At 67.1% G+C, this 26,264-nt stretch carries 22 protein-coding genes and 1 pseudogene; 2 read left to right on the plus strand and 21 right to left on the minus strand.

The features are described 5' to 3' along the window. The first annotated feature begins 354 nt into the window (after positions 1–354). Together AB5S17_RS21010 and AB5S17_RS21015 are read left to right on the plus strand one after the other, a co-directional pair. On the plus strand, positions 355–1,971 hold the full coding sequence (locus AB5S17_RS21010; protein ID WP_369243102.1) for a dsDNA nuclease domain-containing protein: 1,617 nt from the start codon (positions 355–357) through the stop codon (positions 1,969–1,971). Continuing rightward, on the plus strand, positions 1,972–4,161 hold the full coding sequence (locus AB5S17_RS21015) for a DEAD/DEAH box helicase (RefSeq protein WP_369243104.1): 2,190 nt from the start codon (positions 1,972–1,974) through the stop codon (positions 4,159–4,161). 640 nt (positions 4,162–4,801) lie between these two features. Here AB5S17_RS21015 and AB5S17_RS21020 read toward each other — a convergent pair. The 21 genes and pseudogenes from AB5S17_RS21020 to AB5S17_RS21120 form a co-directional block, all read right to left on the minus strand. Beyond that, positions 4,802–5,734, minus strand: coding sequence for an alpha/beta hydrolase (locus AB5S17_RS21020; RefSeq protein WP_369243106.1), 933 nt, complete (start codon positions 5,732–5,734; stop codon positions 4,802–4,804). Then, entirely contained in the window at positions 5,734–6,843 is a 1,110-nt protein-coding gene (gene corA, locus AB5S17_RS21025; RefSeq protein ID WP_369243196.1) for a magnesium/cobalt transporter CorA, read from the minus strand. Before corA ends, AB5S17_RS21020 begins: the two co-directional genes overlap by 1 nt. A gap of 146 nt (positions 6,844–6,989) precedes the next feature. Next, positions 6,990–7,976 (minus strand): tRNA pseudouridine(55) synthase TruB, encoded by a 987-nt coding sequence (gene truB / locus AB5S17_RS21030; RefSeq protein WP_369243108.1) that lies wholly within the window; start codon positions 7,974–7,976, stop codon positions 6,990–6,992. Beyond that, complete coding sequence (gene rbfA / locus AB5S17_RS21035; RefSeq protein ID WP_369243110.1) at positions 7,976–8,410, minus strand: 30S ribosome-binding factor RbfA; 435 nt, start codon at positions 8,408–8,410, stop codon at positions 7,976–7,978. Before rbfA ends, truB begins: the two co-directional genes overlap by 1 nt. 110 nt (positions 8,411–8,520) lie before the next feature. Continuing rightward, positions 8,521–8,727, minus strand: coding sequence for a hypothetical protein (locus AB5S17_RS21040; protein ID WP_369243112.1), 207 nt, complete (start codon positions 8,725–8,727; stop codon positions 8,521–8,523). Next, complete coding sequence (locus AB5S17_RS21045; RefSeq protein WP_369243114.1) at positions 8,724–8,969, minus strand: hypothetical protein; 246 nt, start codon at positions 8,967–8,969, stop codon at positions 8,724–8,726. The genes AB5S17_RS21040 and AB5S17_RS21045 overlap by 4 nt, the downstream gene beginning before the upstream one ends. Before the next feature lie 166 nt (positions 8,970–9,135). Continuing rightward, the gene (infB, locus tag AB5S17_RS21050) at positions 9,136–11,820 is read right to left on the minus strand and encodes a translation initiation factor IF-2 (protein ID WP_369243197.1); all 2,685 of its coding nucleotides are present in this window, start codon (positions 11,818–11,820) and stop codon (positions 9,136–9,138) included. 411 nt (positions 11,821–12,231) lie between these two features. Next, a pseudogene (locus AB5S17_RS21055) lies at positions 12,232–12,378 on the minus strand (translation initiation factor IF-2 associated domain-containing protein); the annotation flags it as partial. Continuing rightward, positions 12,379–13,149, minus strand: coding sequence for an RNA-binding protein (locus AB5S17_RS21060; protein ID WP_369243116.1), 771 nt, complete (start codon positions 13,147–13,149; stop codon positions 12,379–12,381). It lies immediately after the preceding pseudogene. A gap of 22 nt (positions 13,150–13,171) precedes the next feature. Next, on the minus strand, positions 13,172–14,794 hold the full coding sequence (gene nusA, locus AB5S17_RS21065) for a transcription termination factor NusA (protein ID WP_369243118.1): 1,623 nt from the start codon (positions 14,792–14,794) through the stop codon (positions 13,172–13,174). 106 nt (positions 14,795–14,900) lie between these two features. Continuing rightward, positions 14,901–15,497 (minus strand): ribosome maturation factor RimP, encoded by a 597-nt coding sequence (gene rimP, locus AB5S17_RS21070; RefSeq protein WP_369243120.1) that lies wholly within the window; start codon positions 15,495–15,497, stop codon positions 14,901–14,903. A 240-nt stretch (positions 15,498–15,737) separates the two neighbouring features. After that, positions 15,738–16,196 (minus strand): N-acetyltransferase family protein, encoded by a 459-nt coding sequence (locus AB5S17_RS21075; RefSeq protein ID WP_369243122.1) that lies wholly within the window; start codon positions 16,194–16,196, stop codon positions 15,738–15,740. Between the two features lie 45 nt (positions 16,197–16,241). Beyond that, positions 16,242–16,943 carry a tRNA (guanosine(46)-N(7))-methyltransferase TrmB gene (locus tag AB5S17_RS21080; RefSeq protein ID WP_369243124.1) on the minus strand — a complete coding sequence of 234 codons (702 nt, stop codon included), beginning with the start codon at positions 16,941–16,943 and terminating at the stop codon, positions 16,242–16,244. A 116-nt stretch (positions 16,944–17,059) separates the two neighbouring features. Beyond that, the gene (gene metK, locus AB5S17_RS21085; protein WP_369243126.1) at positions 17,060–18,328 is read right to left on the minus strand and encodes a methionine adenosyltransferase; all 1,269 of its coding nucleotides are present in this window, start codon (positions 18,326–18,328) and stop codon (positions 17,060–17,062) included. A gap of 198 nt (positions 18,329–18,526) precedes the next feature. After that, positions 18,527–18,952, minus strand: a complete 426-nt coding sequence (locus tag AB5S17_RS21090) for a helix-turn-helix domain-containing protein (protein WP_369243128.1) — start codon at positions 18,950–18,952, stop codon at positions 18,527–18,529. A 147-nt stretch (positions 18,953–19,099) separates the two neighbouring features. Then, complete coding sequence (gene lnt / locus AB5S17_RS21095; protein ID WP_369243130.1) at positions 19,100–20,806, minus strand: apolipoprotein N-acyltransferase; 1,707 nt, start codon at positions 20,804–20,806, stop codon at positions 19,100–19,102. 253 nt (positions 20,807–21,059) lie between these two features. After that, positions 21,060–22,007: a hemolysin family protein gene (locus tag AB5S17_RS21100; protein ID WP_369243198.1), complete on the minus strand. Its 948-nt coding sequence runs from the start codon at positions 22,005–22,007 to the stop codon at positions 21,060–21,062. Between the two features lie 211 nt (positions 22,008–22,218). Next, complete coding sequence (gene ybeY, locus AB5S17_RS21105) at positions 22,219–22,758, minus strand: rRNA maturation RNase YbeY (RefSeq protein ID WP_369243132.1); 540 nt, start codon at positions 22,756–22,758, stop codon at positions 22,219–22,221. Then, complete coding sequence (locus AB5S17_RS21110) at positions 22,758–23,756, minus strand: PhoH family protein (protein ID WP_369243199.1); 999 nt, start codon at positions 23,754–23,756, stop codon at positions 22,758–22,760. The genes ybeY and AB5S17_RS21110 overlap by 1 nt, the downstream gene beginning before the upstream one ends. Before the next feature lie 50 nt (positions 23,757–23,806). Further along, the gene (gene miaB / locus AB5S17_RS21115; RefSeq protein ID WP_369243134.1) at positions 23,807–25,279 is read right to left on the minus strand and encodes a tRNA (N6-isopentenyl adenosine(37)-C2)-methylthiotransferase MiaB; all 1,473 of its coding nucleotides are present in this window, start codon (positions 25,277–25,279) and stop codon (positions 23,807–23,809) included. Positions 25,280–25,390: 111 nt separating this feature from the next. Continuing rightward, entirely contained in the window at positions 25,391–26,224 is an 834-nt protein-coding gene (locus tag AB5S17_RS21120; RefSeq protein WP_369243136.1) for a lysophospholipid acyltransferase family protein, read from the minus strand. Positions 26,225–26,264: the final 40 nt, after the last annotated feature.

Below are 26,264 nucleotides of genomic sequence, written 5' to 3' on the forward strand. Positions count from 1 at the left end.
GCCTGGCTCGTCCACTACAACACCGAACGCCCGCACCTCGGCTACCGCAACATGGGCCGCAGGCCGGTCGAAACCGTCATGTCATTCGTTAGTCAAGAAGCTTAAGAGGACACCTAGGAGTTGCGGGTTGTAGATGTTGATCGACAGCTTCGGAGAGATGTGGACTGAAGCCCTATTCCCGCATAAGTGTTAGAGAGGAAGTGATATCTTTGGCATTTGCCGCTGCACTCTGAAGTTTTTGAGCATGATCATTGAAAGACCGTTCGACACCAATGAGTCTGCGTGCCGTCGAATTCCACTAGACTGTAAGCTTCGCTCTTCAGCTGCAACATTGGCCTGCATCTGGATCTCCGCATGCCAGAGCCACTGATAGGTCCCACGGCATCTGACGCGGGCGGCATCGCGGCTCGACGAGGGTTCCGAGTTCAGGATCACGTCGCTGCACGGTTAGCGCTCGAAATGCTTCAGGACCCGAGCATTGAACAGTTAGAGTGCGAGACGGGGGACGACATCATCCTCCGCCGGATGGAAAGCGGCGAGGCGGTCATCGAATATGTCCAAGTCAAGACTACGGAGGCCGAGCGCAAGTGGAGTATCAAGGAGCTGACGGAGCGTGAGAAGGCACGGAAGGGTAGTTCCGTTTGTGAGAAATCGCTTCTCTGCGATCGGCACAATGCGATCGCATGGTTTCGGTTCGTCACTACCCGAGCAGTCTCGGCCAAGTTGTCCCCATTCCAGCGCCCGCGATCTAAGCGAGCCGGTGTGCTTGCGTTCAACCAACTCGTGACGTCTTTCGGCATGCGCTACAAGGACGTCAAGTCGGCCTCCGGCCGTGGGCTCGGCGACTGGGCAGAGCAGCTACTCTGGGAGGTAGAGGGCGACGAGCAAGCGCTAATGGCCCGCAATGTCAATTCGATGCTGCGCTTAACGTCGGGGCGTGGCCCCACCCCCGCCTACCAGCTCGTGGTGGAAACCTACGATGCACTGCTAAAGATCGTAAGAGCGATGGGGGACGCCTCGACCGCTGACGCGGCCGCAAAGGTGTGGACCCGCGCCGACTGTCTTGGCTGGTGGGAGGCGCAGCTGACAGCTATGCGTCGAGCAGCCTCCGGGGCCGTCAAGGTATACCAGCTCGCCGACGCGCCACGATTCTTTTCAGAGCTGGCGGTGATTGACGAGATCAAGATCAAGAGGGCGCTATACGCCTACGACGTAGAGTACGACGAAGAAATTTGGCGCAGCAGCGAGCTGATCGAACATCTTCTCGATTGGCTGCCGGAAATGACGCTTCCGGCAAGCACCTTGGCAAACTACAGCTACCTTGCCGCGCGTCGTCTTCCGACGGCCGCTCTCAAGGCTCTAGAGCGGCATGGCCTCACCGACATACCACAGATTGTCGCGGCGCTGATGCTACACGCCATTCTGCGCCACCATTTCTGTGCAGAGCCGATCGCCTGCCGCATCTTCGTTCGGGTCGGCGGCGCCATGCGATCGACCAGTGCACACATTGTACCATCGGAGCGCGGAGAGGAGATCTGGCTGGGGAGGTCGAAACTTTTGACCGCAGCTTCCCACCGCGCGGCGGTGGACGAAGTGCTTGACGAACTACGAACGGCGCTCACCCGCGATGTTCTCGTCGAGGAGCGAGACATCATTGTGCAGCTGCGCGAACCACATCATCTCAGAGCAGACTGCCTAGGACCTATTTTAGAATCAATGGCGAAGACTTCCGATCTGCTCAAGGTGCTAAGACTCCCCATCCTTATTGCTTACGATAGCGACACGTTGTCGAAGGGATTCGATGCAGCTTACGTCACGCATCTGCGCGATGAGGTTGAGGGAGAGTACAATCGCATAAAGCAGCGGATAGGACCGGAGCTTGGGAAGGTGGAGATAGCGCTGTTCCTCGTCCCTGTCGAATGCGCATCTACGCTCGCCAAAGAATTCGAGAAGCGGTTGAGGCGACCATAGATGGATGCAGATGCAATTCGCCGTCGGCTGGCCGAGCCGGACACATTCCCGGAGCATCGTTTCGCGGTCTTGCGCGACCTCGTGAGAATGGCGAACGACCAGCGCACCGTGGCCACAGCGCGTGAACTTGTCATTAGGGTACTGTCGTTGCGGGAGGCGCTCTACGACGGCTACGACGAGCTATTGGATGGGCTGGTGCGCCAAGTGGGGCTATATCCGTACATAGACCAAGACAGACCGCGTAGCTTTGAAGACCAAGTCGTCATAGAGGCGCATCGTGTTCACGGCCTCGCAGAGAACCGCCTTTTCCATAGTCTCCAGCTCTCTGTCTTCCAGGAGCTCGTTAGCGGCCGCAACGTCGTCCTGAGCGCGCCGACGAGCGTCGGCAAAAGCCTCGTGATCGACGCGATCCTGGCAACCGGCCGGCACAAGCGGGCGGTAATCGTGGTGCCGACAATCGCCTTGATCGACGAAACGCGCCGCCGCGTCGGCGCATCGTTAGGGCACTCGCACGATATCATCACCCATCCCAGCCAAAAGCGCCTGGATGACGGCCGGCCCACTGTTTACGTGCTTACGCAGGAGCGGGCGCTGAGCCGTAATGACCTGGAAGATGTCGACTTCTTCGTGATCGATGAGTTTTATAAACTCGACTTGCGTAGCGGTGAAGAGGACGAAAGGGCGGTGGATTTGAACCTCTGCTTCCATCGGCTCGCTCGACAAGGCGCCCAGTTCTATCTAATCGGGCCGAACATCGTCGATGTTCGCGGGCTCGCTTCTGAGTATCGCCACGTCTTTATGCCGTCCGATTTTTCCACTGTAGCTCTCGACGTCACGCATTACAACTTGAAGCGCCAGGGTCCCGAGCGAGGTTCGAAGCTGGTAGAGCTCTGCCGCGTCTTGAAGACGGCTACCCTCGTCTACTGCCAGTCGCCGCGTAGCGCGAGGGAGGCAGCACATCTGATGTATACGGAAGCTGACCTTCCAGAGATCGACGCGACTCGGGACGCAGTCGAGTGGTTGGAGCACAACTTTCCCCCCGAGTGGGAAGTCACCCGAGCCTTGCGGCGGGGTGTCGGCATCCACCACGGCAACGTGCCGCGCGCGCTGCAGCAGTACATGGTGCGTGCTTTCGAGGAGGGCCGTATCAAGTTCCTCGTATGCACGTCTACCATGATTGAGGGCGTGAACACGGTCGCCGAGAACGTGGTGATCTTCGATCGCCGAGGGGGAAAAAACAAAACCATAGACGACTTTACCTTCCGCAACATCGCCGGTCGTGCTGGTCGCATGAACCGCTACTTCATAGGGAAAGTCTTCGTTCTGGAAGCCGCGGTAAGCGAGGGCGATCATGTCGTGGACTTGCCGATCGAGCGGCAGGATCCGACGACGCCCCTATCGCTTCTCCTCGACTTGCCACCGTCGAGCCTAACCCCGCAATCGCGAGATCGTCTGGCTGAAATCTTCTCGAATTCCAATTTAAGCGAAATCACCATCCGGCAGAACCGATATATACCCATATCGAGCCAGAATGCTTTGTTTGATGCGATCTCCGAGCTGCATGATGAAAATCCGCAGCTAATTGGCTGGAGGGGCATCCCCAACTCGGATCAGCTGCTGGCGATCTGCAACCTGATTTTCGATCATGTCGACCAGGGCGTCACACTGCGCCGGCACGGCATCTTCAAGGGCAGCCAACTACAAGCAGTCCTGACCGGGCTGATGGCCGTGGATGACTTTGGGAGCTTCATCCGTCGGCGGGTAGAAGAGCGATGGGAGGACCAGTCTATCAGCGATGCCGTCGAGGGGGCGCTCGCCTTCCTGCGAAACTATGTCGGCTACACATTCGGACGACAGCTCATGGCGGTCAGCCGCATTCAGGCAGACGTGCTGTCCCGATTCAAGGCGAGTCCTCCCGGCGATTACAGCTTATTCGCCGCGCGAGCGGACTCCCTATTTCTGCCGGCAGGTATCTACGCATTGGACGAGTATGGCGTGCCGTCGGAAATCGCGGCGAAGCTGATGCGCCTTACCGGATCTATGGAGGACGTAGACGAAGGTCTACGGATGCTCGCGTCCATCACGCTTGACGACATTGACCTCCTGCCGTTCGAGCGAGACCTCATTGAGAACGTTAGACGAACTCTACCTCCTCGTGCCTTTCAATCTAAAAGGTCTGCTGGCAGCTAACTTCTCAGCGATGAAGTGAGACGCCGTTTCAGTTCCAGCCCGCCTTGCGACGGATTATGCTGATTGGAGCCGGGGGTGGGATTGAGAGAACGGGCGCCCGTCTGAAGAAGCACTATAGCACAACCGAGGTTTACGAGTACTTAACCTTTTACAGCTCGTGCACGAGGCTGCTTTCCTGCCTCTGCGGCAAATATCAGACCGACAGCTTTCGGCTCAATTTTCCCAATCTCTCCAAATTTTTATCCCGCCCCGCTCCCCCTCCCCCATACTCCCCTCACCGCCACCCCGACGGGACGGACGATCGCCGGGATCGTTCGGGGAGGCGGGCGGCGTCCGCGGCGTGGGGTCCTTCCGGAGGGCCGTCTCGTCCCGGACGGGTTCGCGGCTCCGCCGGCCCCTCGCCCACTACGAGGCGTGTGCGGATCGGTCCGCTTGAGCGGGGGCAACCCCGCGAAGAGCCGGCAGCGGCCTCGCAAGAGGCTCATGCGAACCCGCAGAGAACGCCGTGCGGAGCGCCGGAGGCGAGCCGTAGCAACAGCAATCGGAGGGCTTGCCTCCGGCGCTTCGTGTCCCGCTGCGGCGGGAAGCTGATGACCTTCCCCCGGCGCTATCCGCGCGGCCGGGCGCTTCGGCGCGCCGGTCAGGCGAGGAAGGCGGCGATGCGGGCGCGCAAGGCCGCCGTGCGGCGGATCCAGCCGCCCATCTGCAGGAAGCCGTGGATCATGCCTTGCTCGCGGGCATGGGTGACGGCGACGCCGGCTTCGCCAAGGCGCGCCGCGAAGGCCTCGCCTTCGTCGCGCAAGGGGTCGTGTTCTGAGGTGACGAGGAGCGTCGGCGGCAGGCCGGAGAGGTCCGGGGCGAGCAGCGGCGAAGCCCCGGGGGAATAGCGGTCCGCGACGGCGGGGATATAGAGGTCGTTCTCATAGGCGAGCGACTCCACCGTCATCACATGGCCGCTCTCGTCGGTCAGCGACGACCAGGGCCGGCCCGGCCGAAGGTCGGTGTTCGGATAGAGCATCACCAGCGCCTGCGGCATCGCCGTGCCGGCATTGCGGAGGCTCAGCGCCACATGGGCGGCGAAGAGGCCGCCGATCGAATCGCCGCCGATGGCGATGCGGGCGGGATCGCAGCCGAGCGCTGCGGCGCGGGCGATCAGCGCGCGCGTCGCCGCGAGGCAGTCGGCCGGCGGCGCGGGATAGGGATGCTCGGGCGCGATGCGGTAGCCGACCGAGGCGACCGCCCGGCCGGTGGCCTCGGCCAGTTGCGCCAGCGCGGCGTGGTGGCTTTCCAGCGACCCCGCCATGCCGCCGCCGCCGTGATACCAGACGAGCAGCGGCAGGCGGGGCCTGTCCGTCGACCGGTAAAGGCGCACGGGGATGGCCGCGCCTGCGCCTTCGATGGCGATGTCGGTGATTTTGGCCATCGGCGCCGCCGGGCCGGAGAAGTCGGCGAGGCCGTTCGTCATCGCCCGGGCGTTGGCGAGCGTTTCGGCGTCGCTTCGCGGCTCGGGCTGGGCCTGCTGGCGCCGCGCGAGTTCATCGAGGACGGCCTGGGCTTCGGGGTCGAGCGCCATCAGATCCACCGCCTGCGCCGGAAATAGCCGAGCAGGCCGATCGCGACGAGCGCCATGATGCCGAGCGCGATCGGATAGCCGTAGGGTGACTGCGTCAGCGGCATGTTCCAGCGCGATTTCGCCGGATCGAAGTTCATGCCCCAGACCCCGGCGAGGAAGCTCAGGGGGATGAAGATCGTCGAGACGATGGTCAGAAGGTTGATCACCTCGTTGGTGCGCGCCGAGGACAGCGTCATGTGCAGGTCGACGAGGCCGGAGACCGTGTCGCGGTCGGTGTCGTTGAGGTCGATCAGCTGGTCGGCATGGTCCTGGACGTCGCGCAGATAGGTCTTGGTCTCGGCCCGCAGCCACGGCCGGTCGATGCGCATGATGACCCCGATGGCGTCCCGGGTCGGCCGCAGCCAGCGCTTCTGCTGCAGCATGTCGCGCGCCATGGCGTGGAGCTCGGGCACCTGCACGGCGTCGACGTCGGCGAAGATCTCGTCTTCCAGCGTCTCGATCCGCGCCGTCTGCGCGTCGACCAGCGGGAAGTAGGCGTCCACCACCGCATCGATCAGCGCATAGGCGAGATAGTCGCCATGACCGGTGAGGATGCGCGGCGCGCCCCTGGCGATGCGCTCGCGCACGGGGGAGAAGGCGTCGCCCGGCCGTTCCTGGAAGGTCAGGACGAAGCCCTCGCCGAAGAAGATCGACAGCTGCTCGCTCTCGGCCTCGCCGCCGTCCTCGCTGGAATGCACCATGCGCAGGACGACGAAGGCGAGATCGTCGAAGACCTCGCATTTCGGCCGCTGGTCGGTGTTGACGACGTCCTCGAGCGACAGGGGATGCAGGCCGAAGGCGGCGCCGAGCGCCTGGATATCCTCGATGTCGGCAAGTCCCGTACAATCGATCCAGACGAGGGGCCAGGCCTTCCGGGCGGCCAGCGCCTCCTCCAGGGAAATGCCGGTGCGCAGCTCGCTCCGGCCCTCCCCGATGCCGAGGGCGCTGAACACCGAGGGGCGCGCCTGCGGGTCGGCGACGAGGACGCCCGGCGGCGCCCCGACGGCGCCGCGCCTGACCGCCTCGCGGGCTTTCCTGCGCCTGCGCCTCAGCCTCGGGATCGCCACCATGCCTGCCACGTCTTATGCCTCCCCAGTCCGCGGCCCCGGGAAAGCGGGCCGCAGGAAGGGTCATAAGGCGCAAGGCGGGTTTCGACAGGCGCAGCGACGTGTTTGCCGCAGCGACCGGGGTGCGATGAGGGCGGAGGCCGCCGGGCTCAGCCCCGGCCGCCGAACACCCGCTTCGGCTTGAACGAACCTTCCTCGATCGCGCCGAGGGCGATCAGCCGCCCATGGCCGGTGGCATAGGCCTCGTCGCAGAACACCGGCGCGTCGCGCCCGCGCAGGAGCACGGCATTGCCGGAGAGGACGCGGCCCGCCTGCTCGTCGGTCAGCATCACCTCGTAGAGGTCTGCGAGCGCTGATTCCGGGGAGATGATGTACTCGTCGAGGGCGTTGAAATCGACGACGCGGGCCTTGGCGCCGGCCTCGATCGCCTCGGCGTCCAGCACCTCGCGCCCCTCGTCGGCCGCGGCCTCGATCTCGTCCAGCGGCACGAGGTCGTCTTCGGTGAAGGCCCCGACGGCGACGCGCCTGAGGTCCGCGACATGACCGTAGCAGCCGAGGTCACGGCCCATGTCGCGGGCGATCGCCCGGACATAGGTGCCCTTGCCACATTCGGCCTCGAACACCGTGGTCTCGGCGTCCGGCATGTCGACGATCTCCAGCCGGTGGACGATCACCGTGCGCGGCGCGATCTCGACCGTCTCCCCCTCCCGGGCGAGGTCATAGGCGCGCTCGCCGGCGATTTTGATCGCCGAGAAGTTCGGCGGCACCTGCTCGATCTCGCCGAGATAGTCGGGGATGAGGTCGGCGATCTCGTCGCGCGTCGGCCGCTCGTCGGAAGAGCGCACCACCGGGCCTTCAAGGTCGTCCGTCGTCGTCTCGGCGCCCCAGCGCACGGTGAAGCGGTAGGTCTTGCGCCCGTCCATGACGAAGGGCACCGTCTTCGTCGCATCGCCGAGCGCGATCGGCAGCATGCCGGAAGCCAGCGGATCCAGCGTGCCGGCATGGCCGGCCTTCTGCGCGAAGTAGAGCCACTTCAGCCGGCCGACTGCGTCGGTCGAGCCCATGCCCTTCGGCTTGTCCAGGATGATCCAGCCGCTCACCGGCCGTCCCTTCGGCTTCTTGCCGCGCCGCGCCATTATTTGTCGTCTCCGTTCTTCTCTGTCGCCGGTGCGTCCGCATCGCGCCCGTCGTCGTCGCCATGGTCGAGGTCGCGCTGGACCTCGGGCGACTTCAGGAGCGCGTCGATGCGCGCGAAATTGTCGAAGGAGGTGTCGGTCCGGAACCGCACCTCCGGCATGTACTTCATCTGCCTGAGCGCCGGGGTCAGTCGGCCGCGGATGAAGCGGGCGTTCTGGTTCAGCGCCTTGACGAAGGGCTCCGTCTCGTCCTGGCCGAGAACGGTGACATAGGCCGTCGCGATCTTCAGGTCGGGCGACATCCGCACCTCCGAGACGGAGACCACGGCCTTCGAAAGCAGCGGATCGGTGATCTCGCCGCGCTGGAAGATCTCGGTCAGCGCATGCCGGACCTTCTCGCCGACCGAGAGCTGGCGGGTGGATGGTTGTTTCATCGTGAGCTTGCTTACTTAATGATCGTCTTCACTGGTCGAATTGCCGATGAGCCGGACGACGGCGTCCACGGCCGCCTTCTGCGCCGCCGATTCCACCCGATTGTCGAGCGTCACCCCATCAGCGACAGGATGACCTTCAACTGGCCGTTATGGTCGTCGACGACCTGCTTGAGCCGGTCGACCTGCCTGCGCAGCTCCTGGTTTTCGGCCTGCAGATCGCGAACGGCCCGCTCTAGCGTCAGGATCGACTTCAGGAACTCCGCAGCGCGCTTCCAGGACAGCCCGCTTTCCCCGGTCGAACCGGGCTTGTCGCTCATGACCCCTGCCGCCCCGCCCAATCCGACAGGAGCCGTTTGTTCTCTTCGTTGTCGTTCTCGATCCGATCGAGCTCAGCATCAGAGCGCACCAGCCAGTCTCGCATGGTCGCACTCTCACGATGAAGATCCGACGCAATCGCCGCCAGTTGACCCTCGGCATGTCTCCAAGTTTCAGCGGCCGGAAGACGAGAGTCATCGCTACCGGATATCGAGGTGGAGCCGAGAAGCTGCAAGCTCGCCATCAGACTGCCCTTCGAAACGAGAGAGCTCGAACGCCTATCGCGCCCGCCGACCTTCGCAAATCACCAGCTTGCCGGGCAACCGGTCCGGCGGCAAGAGGCGTGGCGATCCCCCAGGAAAAACCTGGAAAGCCGCCACGCCGTCTTCAACCGGCGTCTTGTGCCTGCCTTACAGCGTCCGCGCGACGTGCTCCACGCGGAAGCACTCGATGACGTCGCCCTGGCGAATGTCCTCGTAGCGCTCGAAGGCCATGCCGCACTCCTGGCCGCTGACCACCCGCTGCACCTCGTCCTTGAAGCGCTTGAGCGTCTTCAGCGTGCCCTCGTGGATGACGACGTTGTCGCGGATCAGGCGCACGCCCGCGCCGCGCTCGACTTCGCCCTCGGTGACCAGGCAGCCGGCGACCTTGCCGACCTTGGTGATGTTGAAGACCTCGCGGATCTCGGCATTGCCGAGGAAGGTCTCGCGCCGCTCCGGCGAGAGCAGCCCCGACATCGCGTCCTTCACGTCATCCACCAGGTCGTAGATGATGTTGTAGTAGCGGATCTCGATGCCCTCGCGCTCGGCCGCGTCGCGCGCCTGCTTGTTGGCACGCACGTTGAAGCCGATGATCGCGGCGTTCGAGGCGGCGGCGAGCGCGACGTCCGATTCGGTGATCGCGCCGGCGCCCGAATGGACGATGTTGGCGCGCACCTCGTCGGTGCCGAGCGCTTCCAGCGCCCCGTCGATCGCCTCGATCGAGCCCTGAACGTCGCCCTTGATCAGCAGCGGGAACTGCTTCAGCCCCGTGTCCTGCAGCTGCGACATCATCTGCTCGAGCGAGCCGCGCTGGCCGGCGGACTTGGCCACCTGCTTCTCGCGGGCGACGCGCTGCCGGTACTCGGAGATCTCGCGCGCCTTGGCCTCGTTCTCGACCACGGCGAAGCGGTCGCCGGCGTGCGGCGTGCCCTGCATGCCGAGCACCTCGACCGGCATCGAGGGCGGTGCCTCCTTCAGCTGGGCGCCCTTGTCGTTGACGAGCGCACGCACGCGGCCCCACTCGTCGCCGGCGACGACGATGTCGCCGATCTTCAGGGTGCCGGTCTGGACGAGCACGGTCGCGACCGGGCCGCGGCCCTTGTCGAGCTGCGCCTCGATGACGACGCCCTCGGCGGTCCGGTTCGGGTCGGCCTTGAGGTCGAGCACCTCGGCCTGCAGGAGGATCGCCTCCAGCAGCTTGTCGAGATTGGTGCCCTTCAGCGCCGAGACCTCGACGTCGAGCACCTCGCCGCCCATCGATTCGACGAACACCTCGTGCTGCAGCAGCGCGCTGCGGACCTTGTTGGGGTCGGCACCCGGCTTGTCGATCTTGTTGATCGCCACGATGATCGGGACGCCCGCCGCCTTGGCGTGATTGATGGACTCGATCGTCTGCGGCATCACGCTGTCGTCCGCCGCGACCACCAGCACCGCGATGTCGGTCGCCTGCGCGCCGCGGGCACGCATCGCCGTGAAGGCGGCGTGGCCGGGCGTGTCGATGAACGAGATCTTCTGCCCGTCCTGCTCGACCTGATAGGCGCCGATATGCTGGGTGATGCCGCCGGCCTCGCCGGAGACGACGTGGGTCTTGCGGATCGCGTCGAGCAACGAGGTCTTGCCGTGGTCGACATGGCCCATGATGGTGACGACCGGCGGCCGCGGTACGAGGTTCTCGGCCTTGTCCTCGACGTTGAAGATGCCTTCCTCGACGTCGGACTCGGCGACGCGGCGCACCGTATGGCCGAATTCCGAGGCGATGAGCTCGGCGAGATCCGGCTCGATGATGTCGCCCGGCTTCATCATCTGTCCCTGCTGCATCAGGTACTTGATGACGTCGACGGACCGCTCCGACATGCGGTTGGCGAGTTCCTGGATGCTGATGGTCTCTGGAATAATCACTTCGCGGGCAATCTTCTCTCGCGGCTGGTTCTGCTGCGAGCGTTTGAACTTCTCCTGGCGGCGACGGATCGACGACAGCGAGCGGCCTCGGGCGCCCTCGTCCGCGGTCAACGCCTTGTCGAGCGTCAGCTTGCCGCTGCGACGGCCTTCGCCACCGCGATCGGGACGCGCCGGCTTGGCGACTTCCGCCGCGCTCTTGGCGGGACGGCGCGGGCTGCCGGGGCGGCCGCGAGCGCCTTCGTCCTCGTCCAGCGCACGGCGGCGCGAGTCGGCGCGCGGCGCCTTGGCCGCAGCCGCTTCGGCATCTGCCGGCGAGGCAGGCACGGCCGGAGCTGCACCCGCCTTGCCGGCCGGGGCGACCTTGTTGCGGCGCTCGGCTTCGGCTTCGGCCTTGCGGCGCGCCGCCAACTCGGCCTCGAGACGCGCCTGCTCCTCGGCCTGGCGACGCTCGGACTCCTCGCGCTCGGCACGGCGGCGCTCGTCCTCGGCGATGCGCCGCGCCTCTTCCTCGCGGAAGATGCGGCGGGCCTCGACCTCGCGCTGCTTGGCGATCTCGAGCGCGCGGCGACGGGCGTCCATCTCGCGCGACGACAGGTCGGACAGGACCGCGCCGCGAGGCTGACGGCCGCCGGCATTGTTGCCGGAGGGCTGCGCCGCGCCGCCGCGTCGATCGTCACGACCGCCGGGGCGGCCACCCTGGTTGCCGGCGGCACCCTGGCGACCGGCCGGCTGGCCGGCGCCACCGGAAGCCCCCTGGCGCCCATGCTGCTGGCCGGAACCGCCGGGGCGGCCGCGGGTCTGCGGGCCGGAATCGACGCGGCCGGTCTGCGCCGGACGCGCACCAGCGGCCTGCGTCGGAGCCGGCGCCCGTTCGACACGGGCCTCGGCCCGCGGAGCCTCGGTCGGGCGCGCTTCCGCCGGGGCCGGCTCGGACACGGCCGCCGGGGCCTCCGCCTGCGGCTCGGGCTGAACGGGAGCGGCAGCCGGAGCCTCCGACGCCTTGGCGGCGGGGGGCGTTGCCGGCTCGGCCGGAGCGGAGGCAGCGACAGGGGCCTCGGCCGCAGGTGCCGGCGCCTCGGTAGCCGGCGCGGCCGTCGGCTGCGCCTCGGGGGCGCCGGTCTCCTGCGGTTCAGGGGCGCGCGCGGTCGGCGCCGGGGCCTGGCCGGGCTTCGGACCGATCTGAATCTGCGGGGGACGCCCGCCGCTCGTCTGCGGCTGCTGCGGCGGCGGCGCGACCGCGGGCTTGGCCGGCGCTGGCTGCGACGGCTGCGGCGCGCGCGGCTTCAGCCCCGCGGCCACGGACGGCGCAGGGGCCGCCGGCTCGTCGGGCTTGTGAATGCGCCGCTTCTTGGTCTCGACGACGACATTCTTCGTGCGACCGTGGCTGAAGTTCTGCCGAACCGTCGACTGCTCCATGCCGCCGCGCTTCAGGGTCAGGGTCTTCTTCGTGCTCACGCTCAGCGTCTTGTCGTCGCCGGACTTGGTATCGCTCATCTACGCTTCCGCTTCCTGCGCGGGACCCGTCCCGCACCCTTCATCTTGCCCGGAGCGTCGCTCTGAAGGCGCTCCCGTGTCGTTTTCAGTCTCAGCCTGGCGCCCGCGCCGACCCGAAGGGCCGTCGCCGTGCGCCGGATCGGGGCGCTCGCCCCGGTATTTCGCCAGCGCTTCCAAGCGCCGTCGGGCAGCCGAGCCTGCGTCACCGGCAAGGATGGCTGCATGTATCACATTCACCCCACCCAGTGCCAAACCCAATTCGTCCGAATGGATAAGGCGCAGGGCCGGAATCATCCTGTCTTCCACGCCTCCCGCTGCGGCATGTCGCGCCGCGTCGAGCTTGCGGATCCCGTCAGGCGCGGCGTCGAGCGCCTGGACGAGAAGAATGGCGCGGCCCGAGCGGATCGCCGCCCCGGCCTTTTCGGCACCGGTCACCAGCTGGCCGGCCTTGCGGGCCAGACCCAGCGCGCCGCAGGCCGAACGGACCAGAAGCGCGTCGACCCGGGCACCCAGATCCGCCGGCACCACCGTCTCCGCCCGGAACGACCGGGCGAAAAGCTTGCGCCGCACGGCCTCGTCGACAGAGGCCCGGCTGAAGGCGACATGCGCGCCGCGGCCCGGAAGCCGCCGGCGCAGATCGGGCACCACCTCGCCCTGCGGATCCCGCACGAAGCGGATCAGATCGTCCGCCGGACGGGCGGTGCGCGACACGATGCAGGTGCGATCGTTCAACACTTCGTCCCCGTCACCGACATCGCGGGTCCCGGCCATGACGATCCAGCTCCGCCAGGCGTCAGACGGCGCCCTCCGTCTCGGCCTCGATGCCTTCGCCCTCGCCCTCTTCCTCCTCCTGAGGACCGGCGAGATCGGCCTCCGTGATCCAGCCGGCCTTCAGCCGCGCGGCGATGATCATCTGCTCGGCGTCGGCGCGCGACACCTCGAACTTGGTGAGGGCGCCCGCGAACCGCTTCGTCTCGCCGTCCTTGCGTTCGGTCCAGCCGATGAGGTCGTCGGCCGCGCAGCCGGCGAAGTCGTCGAGCGACTTGATGCCCTCCTCGCCCAGCGCCACGAGCATCGGCGTCGTCAGGCCGGGAATCTCCTTCAGCTCGTCGGCAACGCCCAGCTCGACGCGCTTGGCCTCGTGCTCGGCCTCGATGCGGTCGAGATATTCCCGGGCGCGCATCTGGATCTCGCCGGCGGTCTCCTCGTCGAAGCCCTCGATCGCGGCCACCTCGTCCTGATCGACATAGGCGACTTCCTCGACCGTGGCGAAGCCTTCGGAGGCGAGCAGCTGGCCGACCATCTCGTCGACGTTGAGCGCCTCCATGAAGGTCTCCGACCGCTCGACGAACTCCTTGTGCCGCCGCTCCGACTCTTCCTGCTCGGTGAGGATGTCGATGTCCCAGCCGGTCAGCTGCGAGGCGAGACGCACGTTCTGGCCCCGCCGACCGATCGCAAGGGATAGTTGGTCATCGGGGACGACGACTTCAATGCGCTCGGCATCCTCGTCGAGCACGACCTTGGCGACTTCCGCCGGCTGCAGGGCGTTGACGAGGAAGGCCGCGGCATCCGGCGACCAGGGGATGATGTCGATCTTCTCGCCCTGCAACTCGCCGACGACCGCCTGGACTCTGGAGCCGCGCATACCGACGCAGGCGCCGACCGGATCGACCGAGGAATCGCTGGAGGTCACGGCGATCTTGGCGCGCGAGCCCGGATCGCGGGCGACCGCCTTGATGGTGATGATGCCGTCGTAGATCTCCGGCACTTCCATGGTGAAGAGCTTCGCCATGAACTGCGGATGGGTGCGCGACAGGAAGATCTGCGGCCCGCGCTGCTCGCGGCGCACGTCGTAGACGAAGGCGCGCACGCGGTCGCCGTAGCGGAACAGCTCGCGCGGGATCTGCTCGTCGCGCCGGATGATGCCCTCGCCCTTGCCGAGATCGACGATGACGTTGCCGTATTCGACCCGCTTGACGGTGCCGTTCACGATCTCGCCGACGCGGCCGACATATTCCTCATACTGCTTGTCGCGCTCGGCCTCGCGCACCTTCTGCACGATCACCTGCTTGGCCGACTGGGCGGCGATGCGGCCGAAGTCCATCGGCGGCAGCTGCTCGGCGATGAAGTCGCCCGGCTCGGCGTCGGGGTTCTTGTCGCGGGCAAGCTCCAGATAGATCTGCGTCGCGGGGTTCTCGACGTCCTCGACGACCTCGAGCAGCCGCTGCAGCTTCATCTCGCCGGTCTTCTGGTTGATGTCGACGCGGATATTGGTCTCCTGACCGTAGCGGCTGCGCGCCGCCTTCTGGATCGCGTCGGCCATGGCGCCGATGACGATCTCGCGATCGATCGACTTTTCACGCGCGACGGCGTCCGCAATCTGCAGAAGCTCCAGCCTGTTCGCACTGACTGCCATTGTCTTTCTCCTGAATTCGGGCTGCTCGCGCTATCCGATCCGCGACCGGCCCCATCTCATCCCTCAAAGGCGCGCCACCGTCTTCGGCTGCGCCGCATGCTTCAGCTCAGTGCGGGCCCGGCCCGCCCGCATCCTCGTCGACCGCCTCGCCGCGCGCCTTGCGCGCCGCCTTGTCGGCCTTCAGCGAAGCCTGGATCAGGTCGTCGGTCAGAATCAGCCGCGCCTCGCCGATCGCGTCGAGCGGGATGTCGACCGCGCTCGGCTCGCCATAGGCCGGCTGGTCGCGCTCAATCCGGATCGCCGTGTCGGAGACGTTCACGACCCGGCCGCGGAAGCGCTTGCGCTCGCCGATCAGCCGGCTGGTCTCGAGCTTCATCAGGAAGCCCGCCCAGGCCTCGAAGTCCGACCGGCGCACCAGCGGTCGGTCGATCCCCGGCGAGGAGACCTCCAGATGATAGGCCCGGTCGACCGGGTCGGCGACGTCCAGGACCGGCGAGATGCCGCGCGACACCGCCTCGCAGTCCTCGACCGTCATCGTCCCGTCCGGCCGCTCGGCCATGATCTGGACGGTGAAGCCGTTGAGGCCGGAGGTGCGCACCCGCACCAGCCGATAGCCGAGCTGCTCGATCGCCGGCTCGACGACGGCCGCGACCCGGGCCTCCAGCCCCTCTTCCCTGACGATACGATCGTTGTGATCCGACACGGTGCTCCAGAAGTCTTCGCTGACGACCCGATTCGAACGGGCCTCTTGGACACGCCCCGCGCGGCGGTCGACACCGACGGCCGGGGGCTCCTGACGGGCCCCCAAGGCCCAGGTAATAAAAAAGAGCGGGACCGGGTGGACCCACTCTCTCGATGCCATCGCGAGAATTTAGGGATCATATACACTTCCGTGCCGAGCGGTTCAAGCCACGGCCTCGGACGCGGGTGCGGCTTCCGGCTCTCAGACCTTCAGCGACTTGCAGATCGCGCCCTCGGCCTGACGCCAGGTCCGGAAGCCCATCGCTTCGTAATAGGCGAGCCCCTCGGTGTTCTGCGAGCCGATGAACGCTTCGATCGCAGGCAGGCCGGCGGCCCGCGCCGCCGCCAGCGTCGCCGCGAAAAGCTGCGATCCGACGCCGCGACGGGCGGCCGACGGCCTCACATGCGTGCCGATAATCCCCCATCCGAGCGGCGTGTCGTAGGGGTTGCCGGGATAGGCGCGCTGCAGCGACTGGAAGCCGAGGATGGCGCCCGAATCGTCGACCGCCACGGAGCATTCGACCCGGTGCGGACTGTCGATGTAGCGTGCCCTTACGGCGTCCGCATCGGCGCCCTGCGACCGCTTGCCTGCCAGGAGAAGCTCCTCGAGGACGCCGCTCATGGCTTCGGCATCTGACGCCCGCGCCGCGCGTATCTGCATCCGCCTGTCCCCCTTCGGCCGAAGCGCCCCGACTTACGCCCCGGCTTATCGGCGCACGAATGTCAGATAGGCGGGCCGCCGCCCTTCCCGGATCGCCTTGGCCTCGTAGCGGGTGCCGGGCCAGCCGGGATAGGGCGTATGCCAGTCGGCGGCCGTCGTCGCGGTCCATTCGAAGGCCGGGTGATCGCGGCAGTGGATCAGCGTCCAGTCGACATAGGTGTCGATGTCCGAGGCGAAGCGGAACTGCGCCCCCGGCTTCATCACCCGGGCCAGCCGGTCGAGGTTGCGATGGCTGACGAAGCGGCGCTTGAAGTGGCGCTTCTTCGGCCAGGGATCGGGATAGAGGAGATCGACGCCGGCAAGGCTCGCCTCGGGCAGCCAGTCGAGCAGCCGCGTCGCGTCGTCGTCATAAAGGCGCAGGTTCGGGCGCGGCGCGTCGTCCAGCGCCGAGAGCAGCTTCGCCATGCCGTTGACGAAGGGCTCGACCCCGATGAAGCCGACGGACGGCTGTTCGCCCGAGCGGTGCAGCAGGTGCTCGCCGCCGCCGAACCCGATTTCCAGCCGCACGGCTTCGACCGGAACCGCAAAGAGCGCCGCGGGGTCGGCCGGCGCCGGCTGCGCGAGATCGACCCGCAGTTCCGGCAACCGGTCGGCGATCAGCGCCGCCTGGTGCGGACGGAGCTTCGGGCCCTTGAGACGCCCGAAGAAGGCCTCGCGCAGCCGGGTCGGATGGTCGTCGTTCGCCATTGGATGCTCGGGATCGATCCTTAGAAATGCAATCGGCCGCGCGTCAGACAGACCGCGCGGCCGAGAGAACTGCCCTGTCCCGGCGCCGCCTCTATGGCGCGCCGGAAGCCGAACGGTCAGGCGCCCTTGATGGCCGCCTTCAGCTTCGGCGCGAGATCGGTCTTCTCCCAGGAGAACGACCCGTCGCGGCCGGCCTTGCGGCCGAAATGCCCGTAGGCCGACGTTTTGGCGTAGATCGGCTTGTTGAGGTCGAGGTGCCGGCGAATGCCCGTCGGCGAGAGATCCATCACCGAGCGGATCGCCTTCTCGACGTCGGCTTCGGTCACGCCGTGGCCGGTATCGTGGAGATTGACGTAGATCGCGAGCGGCTGGGCGACGCCGATCGCATAGGCGATCTGGATCGTGCACTTGTCGGCGAGCTTGGCCGCGACGACGTTCTTGGCGAGATAGCGCGCGGCATAGGCGGCCGAACGGTCGACCTTGGTCGTGTCCTTGCCGGAGAAGGCGCCGCCGCCGTGCGGGGCCGCGCCGCCATAGGTGTCGACGATGATCTTGCGGCCGGTGAGGCCGGCGTCGCCGTCCGGGCCGCCGATCACGAACTTGCCGGTCGGATTGATGTACCAGACACAATTCTCGGCGATCGGCAGATCGCCCATGGCTTCGCGGATATAGGGCTCGACGACCTGGCGGACCTTGTTCGAATCCCAGCTCTCGTCGATGTGCTGGGTCGACAGGACGATCGAGGTGACTTCGACCGGCTTGTCGTCCTCGTAGCGGATCGTCACCTGGCTCTTGGCGTCGGGTCCGAGCTTGGCGGCTTCGCCCTCGCCCTTCTTGCGCGCGGCGGCGAGGAGCTCGAGGATCTTGTGGGAATAGTAGATCGGCGCCGGCATCAGCTCCGGCGTCTCGCGGCAGGCATAGCCGAACATGATGCCCTGGTCGCCGGCGCCTTCCTCGATCTCGTTGGCGCCCTGCTTGTCACGCGACTCGTGCGACTTGTCGACGCCCTGGGCGATATCGGCCGACTGAGAGTGCAGGAGCACGTCGATCTTGGCGGTCTTCCAGTGGAAGCCGTCCTGCTCGTAGCCGATGTCGCGAATGGCGCGGCGCGCCGCCGACTTGAAGCGCGAAGGATTGATGACTTCCTTGCCGTTCTTGTCGGTCTTCATGAGCGACTTGGGCAGGCGCACCTCACCGGCGATCACGACGCGGTTGGTGGTCGCCAGCGTCTCACAGGCGATGCGCACGGACCACGGGTCGACGCCGGTCTTCTTGGCTTCCCGATACACCAGGTCGACGATCTCGTCGGAAATCCGGTCGCAGACCTTGTCCGGATGACCTTCGGAGACGCTCTCGCTGGTGAAAAGATAGTCCATGCGCGGCATGCAAAATTCCCTCGATTGGCGACTGTGCGGTCGCAGCCGGCATCTCAGCCGACGCGGAACCTCACCCGTCCGCGATTGCGGGCAAGCCTGACGATGCGACGTCATCCGATTCCGGAAAACGTTCGCGGCGCGGTTTGCGGCATGGCCGGTGCAGCGTCAAGATCGATTCGGCAACGGAACGCCGGATAATCGCGCTAATCAGCCCCTTTCGGCCGGCTCTGTGGCGTCGGCGAGGGTCCGCACGAGGTCGATCACCCGGCGCCGAACCTTCGGGTCGGAGATCTTGACGAAGGCGCGGTTGAGCTGGAGTCCCTCGGCCGAGGAGAGGAAGTCGACGACATAGTCCGTCCCGCTCTCCTGCAGGCCGCCGCTGCGGGGGGCTTCGGACCCGGGTGCATCTTCGAAGAAGAACGACACCGGGACGCTCAGGACTTCGGAGATCCGCTGCAGCCGGCTGGCGCCGATGCGGTTCGAGCCCTTCTCGTATTTCTGCACCTGCTGGAAGGTAATCCCGAGACTTTCGCCGAGCTTTTCTTGACTCATCCCGAGCATCGTACGGCGCAACCGCACCCGCGAGCCGACATGGATGTCGATCGGGTTCGGCTTCTTCTTGTTATCGAGCATCCGCACGCACCTTCTCGTTCGTCACGACCCGCTGCCGATCATGAACTCAAGCCCGGAACGGTCCGGATCTCGGACGATGATCCGACATGCGAAGAATTGTTCTAAAACAATTTCCCGACTACGGGTATGCCTACCGAGACCGCGATGTCAATCGACCCTCGCACCGATCCTTAACCGAATTGTGGTGGCAACGGTCGAAACCGCGGCAAATGCGAACCAAAAGATCCAGTCGCCAAAGCGGGCGTAGAGCGTCGGCGGCGCCGCCTGCGGCAGCGGCGCCTCGATCGTGCCGGTGGAGCCGAGAGCCAGCGCGTCGATCTCCCGGCCATAGGCGTCGGTCACGACGGAGATGCCGGTGTTCGCCGCCCGTACCAGCGGCAGCCCGAAGGCGACGCCCGTCATCTCGGCGAGACGCAGATGCTGGTAGGGACCAGAGGTGCGTCCGAACCAGCCGTCATTGGTGTCGTTCACCAGAAAGCCCGGCCGGGTCTGCGGCGTGCCGGCGTTTATCTCGCCGGGGAAGATGATCTCGTAGCAGATCAGCGGCAGGAAGGACGGGGCGCCCTTCAGTTCGACCCTGGAGCGCACGGCGCCCGCCGAGAAGCCGCCGGGCATCTCGGTCAGCTGGAAGATGCCGAGCGATTCCAGGAAGGACTGGAACGGCAGATATTCCCCGAACGGGACGAGATGCACCTTGTCGCGCGCGTCGACGATCTCGCCGTGGTCGTTGATCACATAGAGCGAGTTGTAGACGCGCCCGGTCGCAGGATCGGTGCCTTCCAGGCGCGGTGCCCCGGCGATCAGGGTCTCGCCCGGCTTCAGCATCTCGGCGATCCGGCCGATGGCCTCGGGATGATCGGTGAGGAGGAAGGGAATCGAGGATTCCGGCCAGACGACGAGGGTGCGCTGCGGCGGCGCGACATGCTTGATTTCCGGACCGGAGCCGGTTGCGGCGAGCGCCGCGCCGGATGCGCCGGATGCGACTGCAGGCGCCGCGTCGCCCTTTTCGGTCAGCGCGACATGCCGGGCAAACGCCTTTTCCGCCGCGGCCTCGTCCATCATCATCGACTGCGGGATGTCGGCCTGCACGACCCGCACCTTGACGCCCGCGACGTCGGCCGTCGGATGCGTCGCGAGCCGCCAGAGGCCGAATCCGACGTGGAAGACCGCGAGCGCGATGGCGAGGACGAGCACCGGCTGGCGGCCGCGCCGGTCGATCAGCACCGCCGGGCTGGAGAAGACGATCACCGCGAGGAGCGTCAGCCCGTGCGGCCCGACGAGGCTCAGCGTCTGCATCATCAGCGGGATCGGGGCCGCCATGACGCCGATCTCGTTCCAGGGAAAGCCGGTGAAGAGCACCGCGCGCAGGTATTCGGCGAGCGCGAAGGCCGCCGCGAGCGCGAGGATACGCCAGGCGCTGTCGCTCCACAGCCGGCGCGCGAGCAGCGTCGCAAGACCGAAATAGATCGCGCAGACGGCCGGCAGGCCGAGCACGGCAAAGGGGATGAAGACCGCGAATTCCTTGGCGTCGACCAGCATCGCCGCGCCCATCCACCAGAGGCCGGCGACGAAATAGCCGAAGCCGAACAGCCAGCCGATGGAAAAGTCGGAGAACAGCCGGCGCGCCGGAGAGCGCGCGGCACCCGCGCCGTCCAGCAGCCAGACCAGCAGCGGGAAGCCGACGAAGCCGGCGGCCGGGAAGTTGACCGGCGGCAGCGCCAGCGTGCAGACCGCTCCCGCAGCAAAGGTCACGAGGACGCGCGGGAGGCCCTCCAGGAGGAGGATCCGGTCGGCGAGACGGTCGACGAACTTCAGGCCGCCGACCGGGTCGGCGCGTTGAGAAAGAGCGCTCACATGTCCCCGCTCGCGAGGCGCCGGCGCCCCGCTTCCTGATCCCGTTTCGCCGCGCTCCGCCGCCGGCCTCGTCGCCAGCGGCTCCTTCGACCAGCCTCAGGCTGCAACGACACGCGCGACATCGTTCCCGTGAAGGGCGGTCCGCAGACGAGCGCGCCTCGCTGCCGGACAGACTCCCGACGGTGCGATCATGCCCCGCAATGCCTTTCGCCAAGCTTTTGGGAGGGAGGCCTGCCGCGCAAAGCGGACATTCTCAAGGCTGGTCGGCGAGCCCCTCGACGATGCGCCGGCGCTTCTCCCCCTGCCGGAAGCGGACGATGCGCACGCGGCGCACGCGGCGCGGATCGGCCTCCAGGACCTGGAACTCGAAGCCGGGCACCGCCTGCACCACCTCGCCGCGCGCCGGCACCCGGCCGAGTTCGGAGAACAGGAGGCCGCCGATCGTGTCGGCCTCGTCCTCGTATTCGCTGATGTCGAAGTCCGGCCCGATCAGCTGCTTGACCTCGTCGAGATCGGCGCGGGCGTCGGCGTAGAAGATGCCGTCGCCGCGCTCGGTGATCATCGGCGCGTCGTCGTCGTGCTCGTCCTCGATGTTGCCGACGACCATCTCGATGACGTCCTCCAGCGAGACAAGGCCGTCGGTGCCGCCATATTCGTCGATGACGAGCGCCATCTGGGTGCGGGTCGCCTGCATGCGCGCCATCAGGTCCGTCGCGAGCATCGAGGGCGGCACGAACAGCACCTTGCGGATGATGCCGAGATCCTCGACCCGGCGCGCCAGGTTGATCTGCCGCAGGTCGAGCCCGGCTCGCGGCTTTTTCGCGGGCTGTGCGCCGGCGGCTGCGGCCGCGTTCCCCTCACGGCTGCCGCCGTTCCCGCCGCCGGGGTTGCGCGCGGGACGCGCGACGCGGGTGATGTGGCCGACGACGTCGCGGATGTGGATCATGCCGCGCGGGTCGTCGAGGCTCTCGCCATAGACCGGCATGCGGGAATGGCCGCTCGCCTCGAACTGCTTCATCAGCTCGCCGAGCGTCGTGGAAATTTCCACCGCCTGAATGTCGGCGCGGGGCACCATGATGTCCTCAACCCGGACCTCCCGCAGCCGCAGGATGTTGTTCAGCATCGCCCGCTCGGCGGGCGTGAAGGAATCCTCGCCGCCGCTGCCCTGATGCAGCAGCGCCTTGGTCAGATCCTCGCGCATCAGCCGCGGCATGCGGGGGCGCAGGCGGCCGAACAGTCCCTTCAGGACGCCGTGGCCGTCGTGATGGTCGTCGGCTGCGGTCCGACTTCGGTCTTCGCCGGCGCTTTCGCCGGAGGCCTGGGGCTCCGGCCCGGCACGGTCCGATGCCGTCTCTTCGCTGCGCATCGTGTTGCTCATCGCTGTTGCTGCTCGTCCGTAACTCGGTTCGCGTTCAGGCGTTCACGGCATCCAGGTAGGGATCGGCGATGCCGAAGCCCGACAGGATCGCCACCTCCTCGGCCTCCATCGCCGCGGCCTCGTCCTCGTCGACGTGGTCGAAGCCCATCAGATGCAGGAAACCGTGCACCAGGAGATGGCGGAGATGATCGGAGAACGCCTTCCCCTCCTCCGCCGCCTCGCGCGCGACGGTCTCGTAGGCGAGGATGAGGTCGCCCATCAGCGGACCCGGCAGATCGCCCGGACCGAGATCGGCCATCGGAAAGGACAGGATGTTGGTCGGCTTGTCCTTCTCACGCCATTCGGCGTTGACGCCCCGCACCGTCGCGTCGTCTGCGAGCGTGACGGAGATCTCGCTCGTCAGCGAGACCGGCAAGGCGAGCCGCGCGGCGGCGGCATCGAAGGTCGCCTTGGCGAAGGCCTCGATGTCGCCGAGGCCGGCGGCCTCCCAGGCCGGCGTCTCGATCGCGAGCGCCAGCGTCAATCCGGGATAGTCTCCGGCCGTCCCGCCGGATAATCGATCTTCGACAGACATTACTTGTCCAGCGGCATCGCCGTCGCGCGATGGCGGCCCGCATCCTCTTCATAGGCTTCGACGATCGCCTGGACCAGCGGATGGCGCACCACGTCCGCCGCCTGGAACCGGACCGTCACGATGTTCGGCACGTTGTCGAGAACGCGCAGCGCCTCGACGAGGCCCGACTTCTGGCCGGGCGGCAGGTCGACCTGCGAGGGATCGCCGGTCACCACCATGCGGGCGTTCTCGCCGAGCCGGGTGAGGAACATCTTCATCTGCATGGTGGTGGTGTTCTGCGCCTCGTCGAGGATGACGGCGGCGTTGGACAGCGTGCGCCCGCGCATGAAGGCGAGCGGGGCGATCTCGATCGCCTGCGCGGCGAGCGCCCGCTCGACCTTCTCGGCCGGGATCATGTCGTAGAGCGCGTCGTAGAGCGGCCTGAGATAGGGATCGACCTTCTCCTTCATGTCGCCGGGCAGGAAGCCGAGCCGCTCGCCCGCCTCGACGGCCGGGCGCGACAGGATGATCCGGTCGACCTGGCCGCGCTCGAGCAGCTGCGCCGCATGGGCGACCGCGAGATAGGTCTTGCCGGTGCCGGCGGGGCCGACGCCGAAGACCAGCTCGGCCCGCTCCATCGCGCGCATGTAGGCGTCCTGCGTCGGCGTGCGGGCATGGATGGTGCGGCGACGGGTGGAGATCTGTGCCAGCGCCATGCGGCCCTTCTTCTCCAGCGTCGGAAGGTAGAGCTGGTCGTCCTGGGCGATCGCCATGCGGAGCGCGCCCTCGACATCCTTGGTGCCGATCTCGTGGCCGCTCTGCAGGCGCTCGTACAGCGCATCCAGCGCGCGCCGCGCCTGCTCGCAGGCGGTCTGGTCGCCGCGGATCTCGACCTTGTTGCCGCGCGCCCGCGCATCGACGCCGAGCTTCTGCTCGACCAGCGCCAGATGCTCGTCGAACTGGCCGAAGAGCGAGCTCGCCAGCCGGTTGTCCTCGTAGGCGAGCACGATATGCGCCATGTCGGACGCGCCGGAGGCGGGCGAGGAGACGGCGGTGCCGCGGGCGGGCTTCACGCGACGTTCCTTGCGGCCAGCGAAGCGACCGCCGGCCGGACGGCGGCGGACGCAGCGGCAGGAACCGGCGGCTGGTCCGCCCGAGCCGCGCCTTCCGCCAGCAGCGAATTCGGCAGCGTCGCGGCGATCGTCACGCGGACGATGTCGCCGATCTGCCCTGCCGACGCCGGCAGGACGACCGGCTGCAGGAAGGGCGAGCGGCCGACGATCTGGCCGGGATGGCGGCCGGGCTTTTCCACGAGGACGTCCATAGCGGCTCCCACGAGAGTCTCGGCAAAGGCGGTCTGCTGCTCGCGCAACAGCCCCTGCAGGCGCGCCAGGCGCTCCGTCTTCACGGCCTCGGCAACATGCCCCTCCATCTCGGCGCCGGGCGTGCCGGGGCGCGGCGAGTATTTGAAGGAGAAGGCCGAGGCGTAGTTCACCTCTTCCACCAGACGCATGGTGTCCTCGAAGTCGGCATCGCTCTCGCCGGGAAAGCCGACGATGAAGTCGCCGGACAGCGCGATGTCCGGCCGCGCGGCACGGATGCGCTCGATCAGCCTCAGATAATCCTGCGCGGTGTGACGGCGGTTCATCGCCTTGAGGATCGCGTCCGAGCCCGATTGCACCGGCAGGTGCAGATAGGGCATCAGGATGTCGAGGTCGCGATGCGCGGCGATCAGCTCGTCGCTCATGTCGCGGGGATGGGACGTCGTGTAGCGCAGCCGCGCGAGGCCCGGCAGCTTGGCCAGTTCGAACAGCAGTCCGCCGAGGCCGATCGGCCGGCCGGCCGCGTCCTCGCCGCTCCAGGCATTGACGTTCTGGCCGAGCAGCGTGACTTCCCGCACGCCGGCCTCCGCCAGCCGGCGTGCCTCTTCGAGGATCTGCGACAGCGGACGCGAGACCTCGGCACCGCGCGTATAGGGCACGACGCAGAAGGTGCAGAACTTGTCGCAGCCCTCCTGCACGGTGAGGAAGGCGGTGACGCCGCGCGCGCTCACCTGCCGCGGCTCGGACTGCGGCAGGTGCTCGAACTTGTCCTCGAGCGCGTAGTCGGTGTCGACGACCTTGTCGCCCTTCGCCACGCTCGCCAGCGCCTGCGGGAGCCGGTGATAGGTCTGCGGTCCGATGACGAGATCGACGACCGGGGCGCGGGCGATGATCTCGCGGCCCTCGGCCTGCGCGACGCAGCCGGTGACGCCAACGGTCAGATCCCTGCCCGCCTCCCGCCGTTCGGCCTTCATGTCGCGGATGCGGCCGAGCTCGGAATAGATCTTCTCCGCCGCCTTCTCGCGGATATGGCAGGTGTTGAGGAGGATGAGGTCGGCGTCCTCGATCGCATCGGTCGCGACATAGCCGTCCGTCGCCAGCGCATCGCCCATGCGCTGCGAATCGTAGACGTTCATCTGACAGCCATAGGTCTTGATGAAGACTTTGCGGGTATTGTGCCCGGCCGCGGCCGGTGCCTGCGCTTGTCTCGTTTCGGTCATGCGCCCTTCTGATCAGACCGGACCCGACGGCCTTCCTGCCGACCGGAGATGGTTTAAGCTCCTATATCGACAGCATCGTGACGCGGCGCAAGCCGGTCGGCAGCCGCAAAGTCAGATTGCACCGGAATCGGCGCCGCGTCGAGGCCCACTCGCAGGGCTCCGGCCGCGCAACCCGTGCGCGAGCATGCGCCGGACGCTCTCCTCGCTCTCGCGGGCAACGGCCTTTCGGTTGGACGCGCCGGAAAACAGCACGGGCTCGCCGAAGGCGACGGTGGCGTCGACCGCGCCCTCCTTCAGGAAGGCGAGGAGATGCGGCGCGAGTTCCACGTCGCCCGGCCAGGCGGCGAGCGGGCGAAAGAAGCGGCCGAGCGGCAGGCCGTGGGCATGGGTATAGGTGACGGCGACCGGCTGGACCATGACGGCTTCCGCCTCGGACGCCTTCAGCGCCATCTGTGCGGCGCCGAACAGCGCGGTCTTGAACGGCAGCACCTCGTTGCCGTCGGAGGTTGTCCCTTCCGCGAAGAGCACCATGGCGTCGCCGGCGCTCAGCCGCTCGGCGATCATGTTGGCCTGCTCGCCGGTACGCCCGCGCGCCTCGCGCTCGACGAAGACGGTGCGCTGGAGCTTCGCCAAGAGGCCGAAGGCGGGCCAGTCCCGCACCTCCGCCTTGGCGATGAAGGAGAGCGGCATCACCTTGCCGAGGACGGTGATGTCGGCCCAGGACTGGTGGTTGGCGGCGATCAGCAGCGGGCGGTGCGGCGACGGCGTCCCCTCGACATGCACCCTTATGCCGATGACGCGGCAGGCGACGCGGTGCCACAGATGCGGCAGCTTGCGCGCGATCGGCCAGCCGCGGGCGATGGCGACATGCTGCAGCGGCCAGAGGACGAGCGTCATCGCGGTCAGGAGGACCGCGACCATGGCGATACGCAGATGCGCGATCATCGCGCCGCCGCCCGCCTCGGGAGCACCGGGCGGCCCATGC

It is taken from the genome of Jiella sp. M17.18 (assembly GCF_041027365.1).
GTDB lineage: Bacteria > Pseudomonadota > Alphaproteobacteria > Rhizobiales > Rhizobiaceae > VKMB-3413.

Excerpts from the sequence above, each read along its gene's own strand:
- AB5S17_RS21010 (WP_369243102.1), top strand. The coding sequence starts at position 355 with ATGCCAGAGCCACTGATAGGTCCCACGGCATCTGACGCGGGCGGCATC.
- AB5S17_RS21015 (WP_369243104.1), top strand. The coding sequence starts at position 1,972 with ATGGATGCAGATGCAATTCGCCGTCGGCTGGCCGAGCCGGACACATTC.
- AB5S17_RS21020 (WP_369243106.1), bottom strand. The coding sequence starts at position 5,734 with ATGGCGCTCGACCCCGAAGCCCAGGCCGTCCTCGATGAACTCGCGCGG.
- corA (WP_369243196.1), bottom strand. The coding sequence starts at position 6,843 with ATGGTGGCGATCCCGAGGCTGAGGCGCAGGCGCAGGAAAGCCCGCGAG.
- truB (WP_369243108.1), bottom strand. The coding sequence starts at position 7,976 with ATGGCGCGGCGCGGCAAGAAGCCGAAGGGACGGCCGGTGAGCGGCTGG.
- rbfA (WP_369243110.1), bottom strand. The coding sequence starts at position 8,410 with ATGAAACAACCATCCACCCGCCAGCTCTCGGTCGGCGAGAAGGTCCGG.
- AB5S17_RS21040 (WP_369243112.1), bottom strand. The coding sequence starts at position 8,727 with ATGAGCGACAAGCCCGGTTCGACCGGGGAAAGCGGGCTGTCCTGGAAG.
- AB5S17_RS21045 (WP_369243114.1), bottom strand. The coding sequence starts at position 8,969 with ATGGCGAGCTTGCAGCTTCTCGGCTCCACCTCGATATCCGGTAGCGAT.
- AB5S17_RS21060 (WP_369243116.1), bottom strand. The coding sequence starts at position 13,149 with ATGGCCGGGACCCGCGATGTCGGTGACGGGGACGAAGTGTTGAACGAT.
- nusA (WP_369243118.1), bottom strand. The coding sequence starts at position 14,794 with ATGGCAGTCAGTGCGAACAGGCTGGAGCTTCTGCAGATTGCGGACGCC.
- AB5S17_RS21075 (WP_369243122.1), bottom strand. The coding sequence starts at position 16,196 with ATGCAGATACGCGCGGCGCGGGCGTCAGATGCCGAAGCCATGAGCGGC.
- AB5S17_RS21080 (WP_369243124.1), bottom strand. The coding sequence starts at position 16,943 with ATGGCGAACGACGACCATCCGACCCGGCTGCGCGAGGCCTTCTTCGGG.
- metK (WP_369243126.1), bottom strand. The coding sequence starts at position 18,328 with ATGCCGCGCATGGACTATCTTTTCACCAGCGAGAGCGTCTCCGAAGGT.
- AB5S17_RS21090 (WP_369243128.1), bottom strand. The coding sequence starts at position 18,952 with ATGCTCGATAACAAGAAGAAGCCGAACCCGATCGACATCCATGTCGGC.
- AB5S17_RS21100 (WP_369243198.1), bottom strand. The coding sequence starts at position 22,007 with ATGCGCGAGGATCTGACCAAGGCGCTGCTGCATCAGGGCAGCGGCGGC.
- ybeY (WP_369243132.1), bottom strand. The coding sequence starts at position 22,758 with ATGTCTGTCGAAGATCGATTATCCGGCGGGACGGCCGGAGACTATCCC.
- AB5S17_RS21110 (WP_369243199.1), bottom strand. The coding sequence starts at position 23,756 with ATGGCGCATATCGTGCTCGCCTACGAGGACAACCGGCTGGCGAGCTCG.
- miaB (WP_369243134.1), bottom strand. The coding sequence starts at position 25,279 with ATGACCGAAACGAGACAAGCGCAGGCACCGGCCGCGGCCGGGCACAAT.
- AB5S17_RS21120 (WP_369243136.1), bottom strand. The coding sequence starts at position 26,224 with ATGATCGCGCATCTGCGTATCGCCATGGTCGCGGTCCTCCTGACCGCG.